General features: G+C 39.9%; 8 protein-coding genes. All 8 read left to right on the top strand.

Annotated features, from left to right (window positions below; genetic code table 11):
- Positions 1-31: 31 nt before the first annotated feature.
- The 8 genes from mutY (at position 32) to BLS20_RS06740 (ending at position 11461) form a co-directional block, all read left to right on the top strand.
- Positions 32-1102, top strand: a complete 1071-nt coding sequence (gene mutY / locus BLS20_RS06775; protein ID WP_090173568.1) for an A/G-specific adenine glycosylase — start codon at positions 32-34, stop codon at positions 1100-1102.
- A 66-nt stretch (positions 1103-1168) separates the two neighbouring features.
- Complete coding sequence (locus BLS20_RS06770) at positions 1169-2911, top strand: ABC transporter ATP-binding protein (protein ID WP_090173565.1); 1743 nt, start codon at positions 1169-1171, stop codon at positions 2909-2911.
- Position 2912: 1 nt separating this feature from the next.
- Positions 2913-4820 carry an ABC transporter ATP-binding protein gene (locus tag BLS20_RS06765; RefSeq protein WP_207645154.1) on the top strand — a complete coding sequence of 636 codons (1908 nt, stop codon included), beginning with the start codon at positions 2913-2915 and terminating at the stop codon, positions 4818-4820.
- 172 nt (positions 4821-4992) lie between these two features.
- Positions 4993-5475, top strand: a complete 483-nt coding sequence (locus tag BLS20_RS06760; RefSeq protein ID WP_090173561.1) for a hypothetical protein — start codon at positions 4993-4995, stop codon at positions 5473-5475.
- A gap of 35 nt (positions 5476-5510) precedes the next feature.
- On the top strand, positions 5511-8009 hold the full coding sequence (locus BLS20_RS06755; RefSeq protein WP_090173560.1) for an EAL domain-containing protein: 2499 nt from the start codon (positions 5511-5513) through the stop codon (positions 8007-8009).
- A gap of 17 nt (positions 8010-8026) precedes the next feature.
- Positions 8027-9142: a GGDEF domain-containing protein gene (locus BLS20_RS06750; RefSeq protein ID WP_176762323.1), complete on the top strand. Its 1116-nt coding sequence runs from the start codon at positions 8027-8029 to the stop codon at positions 9140-9142.
- 8 nt (positions 9143-9150) lie between these two features.
- A complete protein-coding gene (locus tag BLS20_RS06745) occupies positions 9151-10326 on the top strand; it encodes a glycosyltransferase (protein WP_090173557.1) in 1176 nt (391 codons plus the stop codon).
- The gene (locus tag BLS20_RS06740) at positions 10319-11461 is read left to right on the top strand and encodes a class I SAM-dependent methyltransferase (protein ID WP_090173555.1); all 1143 of its coding nucleotides are present in this window, start codon (positions 10319-10321) and stop codon (positions 11459-11461) included. The genes BLS20_RS06745 and BLS20_RS06740 overlap by 8 nt, the downstream gene beginning before the upstream one ends.
- Positions 11462-11471 lie beyond the last annotated feature (10 nt).

The raw sequence follows: 11471 nt of genomic DNA, 5'->3' as shown, positions 1-11471 counted from the left end.
ACCGGATTAGGCGGTTACAATTTAGAATCATATGGAACAATATATTGAAGATTATAATTTAACAAAACTAACAACGCCGCTTTTAAAGTGGTTTCATGCACATGCCAGGTCTTTGCCTTGGAGAGATGAGCCGACACCATATCATGTATGGGTGTCGGAAATCATGCTTCAGCAGACCCGGGTAGAAGCGGTCAAAGGATATTATGATCGCTTTTTAAAATGCCTTCCTGATGTTAAGGCACTTAGTGAGTGCCCGGAGGATGAGCTGCTAAAACTATGGGAAGGATTAGGCTATTACAATCGTGTCAGAAATCTGCAGGCGGCAGCAAGACAGGTGATGGAAGATTATAACGGGATTATTCCATCAAGTCCTAAGGAGCTGTTACAGCTTAAGGGAATTGGCAGTTATACGGCAGGAGCCATTTCATCTATTGCATATCAATACCCGCAGCCGGCGGTGGACGGCAATGTGTTTCGTGTCATTACGCGTGTGTGCGCGGATGATAGCGATATCAGCAAGCCGGCATTTCGAAAACGAGTAGAGAAGGCACTGAGGGAAGTGATTCCTGAGGATGCACCGGGTGATTATAATCAGGCTCTTATGGATCTTGGGGCAATGGTGTGCGTACCAAATGGTCGTCCTCATTGCGAAGAGTGTCCCTGGGAGCTTATGTGTGAGTCTCGAAAAGCCGGTACACAGTTAGAATATCCAAATAAGCCAAAGAAAGCGAAAAGGAAGATTGAAAAAAAGACGGTTCTAATTATTCGTGATGGAGATCACGTGCTTATTCAAAAAAGACCAAAGACAGGACTGCTTGCAGGGTTATATGAACTTCCGGCAATGGAAGGTCAGCCTGGTAGAAGAGAAATTATAGAATATGTGGAAAGGCTGGGATTTGAACCGCTTCATATCAAAAAGGTAGAAGATGCCAAACATATATTTTCTCATATTGAATGGCATATGAAGGGGTATGTGGTGTCAGTTGCAGAATCAACCCATTTGCCAAAAGAACTTTTAATGGTAGAATTCGCTACGATACAAAGAGAATATGCGATTCCTTCTGCATTCTCGGCCTATCTTAAATACATAAAGACATTTTAAGAATGCTGTGCTACAATGAGGTACAGTTTCAAATAGGGGAATTATTTTCAAAAAGAGGTAGTTTACATGAAAGTTATTAAAATTTTGCTTAAGAGCCTTAGAGAGTACAAAAAGCCTACCATATTAACTATGGTATATATGGTTGTTGAGGTGGCAATGGAATGTGTTATTCCGCTTGTGATGGCTCATTTAATTAATTTAATGACCGCAGATGCATTAAAGCCGATCGTACAAAGTGGTATAGCGCTACTTATCTTTGCTGTGATTTCATTGGTGTTTGGTGCATTTTCGGGACGAGAGGCGGCGACGGCATCTTGTGGATTTGCTAAGAATCTGCGTCATGACATGTATGAGAAGATTTTATCGTTTGATTTTGCAGATATTGATCGGTTCTCGTCATCCTCGTTGATTACTCGTATGACAACCGATGTTACAAATGTTCAGAACGCTTATCAGATGACGATTCGTGTTGCGGTTAGAACGCCGCTTATGATAGTTTTCTCTGTAGCTATGAGTTTTGGAATCAATCCGCGTATGGCACTCATTTTCCTGATTTTGTTGCCGATATTGCTTTTTTCATTGTTTGGTATTGCAATGGTTGTAATGCCGATTTTTAAGCGCATATTTAAGAAATACGATGCACTTAACAATTCGGTAGAAGAAAATGTTTCTGCAATCCGAGTGGTAAAATCATTTGTTCGTGAAGGCTATGAAATCAAGAAATTTGGAACAGCCGCAGAAGACGTGCGTAAGGAATTTACGCATGCAGAGAGAATCTTGGCGTTCAATAATCCTATTATGATTTTATGTATTTTCGCGGCAATCTGGTTTGTATGCTTTAGAGGTGCACAGCTGATTGTTAGTTCGAATCAGACATTATTGACGACCGGAGATTTGTCGTCTTTGATGACCTATGGTGTGCAGATTTTAGCGTCATGCATGATGCTTTCTTTTGTATTTGTTTTGGTTTCTATTGCGTCTGAATCCATGGAACGTATTGCACAGGTTCTTACCAACGTCAGTGAACTAAAGTCTCCAAAGAATGGTGTTACGGATGTTGCGGACGGAAGTGTAGACTTTGAGAATGTCTCATTTAGATATTCGAAGAAAAGCAAGAAAGCAGCACTTAGTGAAATTAATCTTCATATTAAATCGGGCGAGACCATTGGTATTATTGGGGGTACCGGTTCTGCAAAAACAACGTTGATTCAGTTGATTTCAAGATTATATGATACAACAGAAGGCAGCGTAAAGGTCGGAGGCGTTGATGTTAGGGAATATGATCTTAATACGCTTCGTGATGCAGTATCGGTTGTGCTTCAAAAGAATGTATTGTTTTCCGGAACCATTACCGAGAACCTAAGATGGGGAAATAAAGATGCAACAGAAGAAGAAATCATTCATGCTTGTCAATTGGCGCAGGCGGATGAGTTCGTGCAGCAATTCCCTAGAAAATATGATACGTATATTGAACAAGGCGGAACGAATGTATCCGGTGGACAAAAGCAGCGTCTTTGTATTGCTCGCGCGCTTTTGAAAAAGCCAAAGATTCTGATTATGGATGATTCGACATCTGCAGTCGATACGAAGACGGATGCCTTGATACGACGTGCGATGCGTGATGAGATTCCGGATACGACAAAGATTATCATTGCGCAAAGAATTTCTTCTGTGGAAGATGCGGATCGTATTCTTGTTATGGAAGATGGTAAGATTGCCGAGATAGGAAATCATCAGGAATTATTGGAATTTGGTGGTATTTATCGAAGTGTCTATGATTCGCAGACTAAGAGTCAGGAGGTGGGCTAAGATGGCTAAGAAGATTGATACTGGAATAAAAAAGGGAACCGTCGCTCGCTTCGCAAAGTTTTTATTTGCACATAATATGGGCAGGATGATTGTGGTGATTGTCTGTATCGTTTTGACATCGCTTTCGTCTTCTATTGCATCTATATTTATTCAAAGGCTGATTGATCAGTGTATTACACCTGGACTTTCTAATGGATGGTCGAGTGTACTGCCGGTGTTTACTAAAATCATGTTTACCATGGGCGTTATTTACGTGATTGGTATCATTGCGGCTGCTACATACAGTCGTATCATGGCGCGTGTTACGCAAGGCACATTGAAAGAATTTCGTACGGCAATGTTTGACAAGATGCAGACACTCCCGATTCGCTATTTTGATACTCATGCACATGGCGATGTCATGAGTACTTATACCAATGACGTTGATGCGGTAAGACAGATGATTTCTCAAAGTATCCCGATGATGATTCAGTCTGGTCTTACAATTATCTTGCTTTTTGTCATTATGCTTCGCTATAGTTTTTGGCTGACGATTATTGTGGTTGTATTTCTGGCTTTGATGATGTTTATTACCAAGCGCATTGGAGGCGCTAGTTCTAAATATATGATGGCACAACAAAGATCTTTGGCAAAAGAAGAAGGATTTGTCGAGGAAATGATGTCTGGTGCTCGCGTGATTAAGGTGTTTTGTCATGAAGAGGAAAGTAAGAAGGAGTTTGCCAAAATCAACCAGCAGCTTTTCGAGGACGGGGATAAAGCATTTAAGTTTGGTAATGTATTAATGCCGGTCTTAAATAATGTCGGAAATATTATGTATGTGTTGGTTGCGCTTGTTGGTGCAATTATGGTTTTTGCCGGTGCTACGAATGTTTCGTTAGCAGGTGTTGGCGTGCTGACAATCGGTGTGGTAGTTTCCTTCCTCGGTATGGCAAGACAGATGTCTCAGACTTTGATGCAGATTTCTGTTCAGGTATCCATGGTTGCCATGGGTATCGCAGGTGTAGGTCGTATCTTTGAGCTTATGGATGAAGAACCGGAGTTTGACGAAGGTTATGTCACCTTAGTTCGTGTTAAGGAGTATGAAGACGGAACACTGGAAGAGACGGATGCGAAGACAGGAACCTGGGCATGGAAGAACCCTAATGCCAAAGAAGGTGAAGAGGTCTATCGCAAGATGCAAGGCGACATTCGCATGAAGGATGTGGACTTTGGGTATACTGAGGAGAAGCAGATTCTTCACAACATCTCACTGTTTGCCAAGCCTGGACAAAAGATTGCCTTTGTTGGAGCAACCGGTGCAGGTAAGACTACTATTACAAACCTGATTAACCGTTTTTATGATATTCAAAGCGGCATAATTACCTATGATGGAATTGACATCAAGACTATCCGCAAGCCGGATCTTCGTCGTTCACTAGGAATTGTACTTCAGGAAGTGAATCTCTTTACCGGAACGGTTATGGACAACATTCGTTATGGTAAATTGGATGCTACAGATGAAGAATGTATTGCAGCAGCAAAACTTGCAAATGCAGATAGCTTTATCACCAGACTTCCGGATGGCTACAACACCATGCTAACCGGTAATGGAGCTAGCTTATCTCAAGGTCAACGGCAGCTGATTTCTATTGCCAGAGCGGCAGTGGCAGATCCGCCGGCTATGATTCTTGATGAAGCGACTTCATCAATTGATACCCGAACGGAAGCTCTTGTTCAGGAAGGAATGGACAATCTCATGAAGGGCAGGACGGTCTTTGTAATCGCGCATAGACTTTCTACGGTTCGTAACTCTGAGGCGATTATGGTTCTTGATCATGGTAACATTATTGAACGTGGTGACCATGATGAACTGATTGCACAAAAGGGGACATATTATCAGCTCTATACAGGAAGTTTCGAGTTAGAGTGATGTAGAGTGATGATTAGACTCGAATAAAGAATAGAAAATGCAGGGGTCTGGCGTACTAAGGAATGAGTACGCCAGCTCCTTTTTTGTTACCAAGTTTTGTGTTCGATATTGAATTGTTTAAGTTTGTTATGATATAATCAACCAATACGACTAAAGAAAGGAACGATTTGTTATGTCATACTGCAGTGTAGACGAAATTGAGCAATTTTCATTTGAAGACTGCCGTATTTTAAAGATGCAGCAGACAGCGGAAGGTTTTCAATTTCAAGTTGAAGCTTTGATTGTACGACCACAGAATTCACAAAACACACAGTTTACGGAAAGCTATGCGGATATTGCTACGTTGAAGGTGCTAGGAGTGGAGGAAGTGTCTGCAGTTAAGGAAGGATATCGCTATTATGATGCTGACGATCGTTTGATTGAAGAAGTGCCGGATACTTTGCTGACTAGTGAACAGATGGGGCAGATGTTAAAGGAAAGTGCCGGAGCATATTTATTTGAAGTGCGAAAAGACAGTCAAGGTTTGCATATGCGGATTGAGTTTTCTGATTCATCAGATCAAGATCCACTAGCCTCTACGACATATGAGATTGTGATGAAACAAAAAGAGGTTGTTGTTACCTGGGGGAAATATCTAAACAGAGTTCAGCGATAAATAATTGTTATTCATAAACATACGAGTGAAAGGCTATGAATTTAAAAGAACATAAACTAAGATTACCGATATTGATACTGCTTGGTGCTATGATTGTAATAATGTTGGTAGCATCGGTAATATCTCATGATAGTAATTTTAAAATTGAATATCAGTCATGTCAGGAATTGGGACAAGAAGGATGGACTGTTTACAAAGAAGAAATTGTACAAGATACGGCTGCAACATACAGTATTGCACAAGGAGAAACGTGGTCATTCACAAGAAAAGTGGAAGATGACTATGATAATGATGATACGATTGTCTTTTATAATCCTTCATTAGAAGTTACGGTATATGAAAGCGATACAGAGAAGGGCTCTAAGGACGATCGGATATTGTATCAGACGGAAGAAGATACAGCCGTATTTGGAGACGAGTTTGGTTCAATCTGGCAGCAAATCAGCTGTGAAGGGATTGAGCAAGGGCACTATCTTCGTTGGGAGTTTTATAACCAGACTGAAAAGACACAGAAACTGACAATGAGCCTTTTCAAGGTGGGAGATTGCTCAAGCGTTTATATAGCGTTGTGGAGAGAATCGATATTTGCAAGTGTGGCAGTGAATGTTTGTATTGCGCTTTTTGGCTTAATGCTGGTATATTTGTTCGTTTTAAAATATAAAAAGATAGATTTTTATGTGGGAGTGTTTTTGAATCTCGCATTCTTTGCATTGGCATTTGGATTATGGATTTATGGAGAATCTGCATTTTTCCAATTTACGCAAGATTCACCAATGGCAAAATATTATTTTTCATATTTTGCGTATGTGATGTTATATCCTTTGGGGATGGCCTATTATGGGTATGAAGTCAAAGAAAAGGGCCAACAGTTTGCACCGCTGTTTTCCAGGCTGACAGCTGTTTATTTGGCAGAGAAGTTTGTAATTCTTGCGTTGCTTGTGACGGGAGTTGTGGAAGTATCACAATCAAGGACGATAGACAGAATATATATATTTATTTCGATGATTATCGGTTTTGTATTTTGCTGGCGTAAATACCGGCAAAAACGTACCGGTAAAATGCTACGTATCTTAATCGGCGCAACGATTCTTTTGGTTGGAATGATTGTGACACTATCAACGCGATATATTAATGAACTTGTTGCGACGAATGTAACAAGAATCTATGTGATTGTATATATTGTTTATTTAATGGTTGTTGTAATCGGGGATAGTGCAAAAGAATTCCAGGAAAATGCTGAAATGAAACGATTGCAGCAGATGGTTTGGGTGGATAAGTCGACAGGAGCTCATACGGAGCAGTATTTTAAGGATCATATGAAGGATATGAAGAAGAAAAATCGGTTCTTTATGATGCTTGAGATTCCGGGAATTTCTGTGTTGAGCCAAAGTATTGGACATGAGTTGTCAGATAAAATGATGCGGGTTTTTTATGAGCATACAATTGAACATAAACATATTGTGGAAATGGTTGCTTATACAGGAGCTGGACGTTTTATAGTATTTCTTAACGCAGATAATCTTGATGCAGTGCATTCGTTTATAAGTGAGGAATATGCTCATGTGGGAGAAGAACTTGCTTCAAGATTTCCGATAGTGGAAGTGAAGCCGGTTCATGCAATTTATCCGATAGGAGAGAAAACGGATATATCTTATGAGGATTTGATGGATGCTGTGATGATGGCATATAAAAATCCAAGAGCGCAGTATTGGGAGGATGTAGATACTTATATTTTCACAGAAGAGTGCCGTGAGAATCTACTAGAAGAAAAAGACCTGGAAAAAGATCTTGATGATGCAATCGAACAAGGACAGTTTAAGGTTTATTTACAACCTAAGGTCTGCATGGAGAATAAGAGGGCTACAAGGGCAGAAGCGTTGGTTCGCTGGCAGCATCCGACAAGAGGCTTTCTGACTCCGGGAGCATTTGTTCCAATTTTTGAAAGGGCACATAAGATTGGAAGAGTCGATCTTAATTTGTTTGAACAGACTGTAGAGAAGATTAATGAATGGCTAGAACGGGGGATTACACCGCCAATCGTATCTTGTAATGTTTCGAAGGAAGTGTTTGTACATAACGATATATGGGACCGGTATTTTGATATCTTAGAAAGGAATACTAAGGCGTGCCCATACCTTGAACTAGAACTTACGGAGAGCGTTGCATATACGAATTTTGCGCAGGTTGAAGAAGTGCTTTCGCGCATCCATGAATATGGATGCGGGTGTTCGATGGATGATTTTGGAAAAGATTATTCGAACTTTAATGCACTGATTCAGTTGCCATTTGATTTGGTTAAGATGGATAAATGCCTGTTTGATGATGGATTTCCGGAACAGACACAACGGACGAAATTTTTAGAAGATATCATGACTGTATTTAAGCACATGGGATTGGAAGTTGTGGCAGAAGGAATCGAGCGTGAGGAACAGGTTGTGGCGTTGGAAAAAATGGATTGTGATTATATTCAGGGGTATTATTATTCGCCACCGGTGAGTATTGAAGAATATGAACGCAATTGGCTACAGCGGTAGTCTGAAGGATGAGAGCTATGTTTTTTTTAGCAAATGATGAAGTTGAAGTAGAACAAAGTGAAGAATTAAATGAATATATCAGAAAGTCAGAACGAGAGATAGAAGCTAAGTGGCGAAAAATTCATTTTAACATGCTTTTGCTTGTTTCGGTCTGCATTATAATCTGTGAAGTATTGGTAAGTCTGCTGCTTTTAGTTAAATCTGATATGATTTCTCATTTGGAAAGGTATATTATTAGATATCTTTTGGTTCCGGGAAGCTCGTATCTAATCATTGATTTGATTGCCTATTTTGGAATGAAGAAGCTGAACCGGCAAGGATGGAAGCTAAACTACCTGTTATCGGTTCTGTTAGCAGTTATGTGTGTGCTTATTAGCCTGTATCATGCGGTATTTCCTAGTGTTTATGGTCTGGGAATATTAGCAATCATCATGACTTTTATTTATGGAAACCATAAAATCGGACTTACTACCATGTTGGTCGTATTGTGCGGTGGTTTTGCATCCTTTACATTTTTGCCATGGGATCATGATGTCACGCATGGAATTGTATATGATATAAGTGCGTTTATTATGTTTGTTGCAAGTATTGGTGTCTATATTCTTGGCGGTGCAGTTGTTGTGTGGGAACAGCAGTTTCGCAGAAATGCCATAATGGGAAATTATAAGCTGGATAATCTTAAGAAAGTAGCTGCCAGAGATTATTTGACCGGTGTGCGCAATCGCTTTGGAATGCAAAAATATATTGAGCAGCTTAACGGTACTTGCCGTTGTGTTATGCTCGATGTAGATTATTTTAAGAAAGTAAATGACAGATGGGGACATGACCTTGGTGATCAGATTCTTGAAAATCTTGGTGAAATCCTAGAAAGATATGAACGTATGGACCGGGCATTCTTTCGCTATGGCGGAGATGAGTTCTTATGTATTGTTCAAAATCATACAATATCAGAGCTTACATCGATTTGTGATGAGATTGTTGCTTCGTTTGAACAGTTGCTTGGTATGGATTTGAAAAAAGAAAAAATCAGTATTACGTATGGAATTTCGCCGGAAGTAGACGTGATGGAAATTCAAAGCGGCATTATGATGGCGGATAAGGAATTGTATAAAAGAAAAAAAGCACGTTATTAGGTGTGAGTATGAAGAAACTTGTATTTATGCAAGGCGGCGTAGAAACACTGGATTACTTTTCGAGACAGCTGGCTACAGCGTTTCAGCGACAAGGTTATCCGGTGTTTTTGTTTTCATTGTCAGATGCTGCCGGACAGGTAAAAAAATTAAAGAAATATTTAAAGACGCAGGAAAGTGTGCTTATTACTTTTAATTTTGAAGGTCTTGAAAAAGAAGACGGGTTGTATGATAGGCAATCCGGCTATCTATGGGATGAGTATAAAGTAGATTGCTACAATATTGCAGTGGATCATCCGTATTATTATCATGATCGCTTATGCGATCTGCCCAAACGGTATCATCATATCAGTATCGATCGAAATCATCGCCTGTATTTTCAGAAATATTATTCGCAATATGATGGAAAGTATTTCCTGCCCCTTGCCGGAAATGACTTAAAACTTGGGGCTCGTCCGGCAAAAGAACGAAAAGAAGCGGTATTGTTTGCCGGAAATTATACACGGCTTTCTTTTTTTGAACCGTATATTCAGGGCATTAATGAGGAGTATGCTGTCTTTTACAGGAAGATGATAGAAGAACTTTTGAAGCATCCAAAAAGAACGGTTGAAGATGTGGTGTGGGATGCGTGTAAGAGAGAAATGGGCGATTTTTTGGATGATGAATTTAAGGCAGCAATGCACAAAACAATCTTTGTGGATATGTATGTAAGAAACTATTATCGGGGAGAAGCTATAAAGGCACTTACGCGAGAAGATGTCCCGGTGTGTGTGATTGGAAAAGGCTGGGAAGAACTTGAAGGTGTGAAGAAGTCTTGCTTTACAATAATGCCACAGACGGATTCTGTGACCTGCATGAAGGCGATGTATGATTATCGTTTATGTCTCAACGTACTGCCGTGGTTTAAGGATGGAGCGCATGATAGGATATTTAATTCTATTTTAAATCATACGGCAATTCTTAGCGATGAAAGTAAGTATTTGAAAGAAGAATTAAAAGAGGGCGAAGGAATTTTCTATTACCGGTTAGATTATCTAGAGGAGATGGTGAAAAAAGCCGGGGAACTTCTTCAAAATCCAGCCAGGCTCGATGAAGCTGTGGAGGTAGGAAACGATAAGATAAAAAAGGTGCATACCTGGGAACAAAGAGCATATAAGCTTGAGAAATGGATGGAAGAAAATGAGTGAATTATATGAACGGTTGAAAAATATATTTGAACAAGATATTCAAAAAGTGACCCTAAGTAATCCTAAAGGGAGTGAATATCGCAAGGTAACTTTGACAAGACAAGAGGATGGATATTTTATTGAAAAATTCACACAAAAACAAGCCTTTCATGAGACCGTCGGATGTATGAGCGGTGCTCAGGTGTGTCTGCAATTGATGGAAGAGGGGCTGCAGCAGCTTCATGCATGGTCAAAACAGACAGAGTATCGTGTAAAAATTACGAAAAAGGGAACCATATTATATGGAAAAAGTGCAGCAGTAGGTGCAGTTAAAGTGAATGAGCCGAATCGAAAGAAGAATTATCTCATACCGGAGGGAACACGCGTTGAGGCGCTGGTTGATATGGGAATCTTTACAAAAGAAGGTAAGGTTGTACAGAGTATGTATGACAAATACCGTCAGATTAATAAGTTTTTGCAATTTATTGATGAGCTGGTTCGAAAATCTCCGAATAAGAGATGGAATATTGTTGATTTTGGGTGCGGCAAATCCTATTTGACTTTTGTAGTGTATTATTATCTGACAACGATTCTTGAGATGGAGGTTTCCATGGTGGGGCTCGATCTTAAGAAAGATGTGATTGCAAAATGCAATGCGACAGCGAAAAAGTATGGCTATGAGCATCTACATTTTCAAGTAGGAGATATAAGTACTTATGAAAAAGAAGAACCGGTAGATCTTGTGATTACGCTTCATGCCTGTGACACGGCTACAGATTATGCGATGTTTCATGCTATTCGTTGGGGTGCTGAAAATGTGATTAGCGTTCCTTGTTGTCAGCATGAGTTGAATGGTCAGCTTCACAGTGAAAGTCTTGGAATTGTGGAGAGATATGGTTTGATAAAGGAAAGAACGGCTGCTTTATATACGGATGCAATACGTGCCAATTTGCTTCAGGCATGTGGCTATAAAACGCAGGTTCTTGAGTTTGTTGATTTTACGCATACTCCAAAGAATATTTTAATCCGTGCAGCGAAAAGTAATCTGACAAAGCAGCACAAAAGAGAAGTGCTATCAGAAGTAGAAGAACTGATGAGAATGTTTTCTTTAGAGCCGACTTTGTATACGCTTTTAAAAGAAGAAAAGTTGCTTTAGCCGGCTATGA

The organism is Eubacterium oxidoreducens, assembly GCF_900104415.1.
Lineage (GTDB): Bacteria > Bacillota > Clostridia > Lachnospirales > Lachnospiraceae > Eubacterium_C > Eubacterium_C oxidoreducens.
This window is presented reverse-complemented; position numbering and strand designations above follow the sequence as displayed.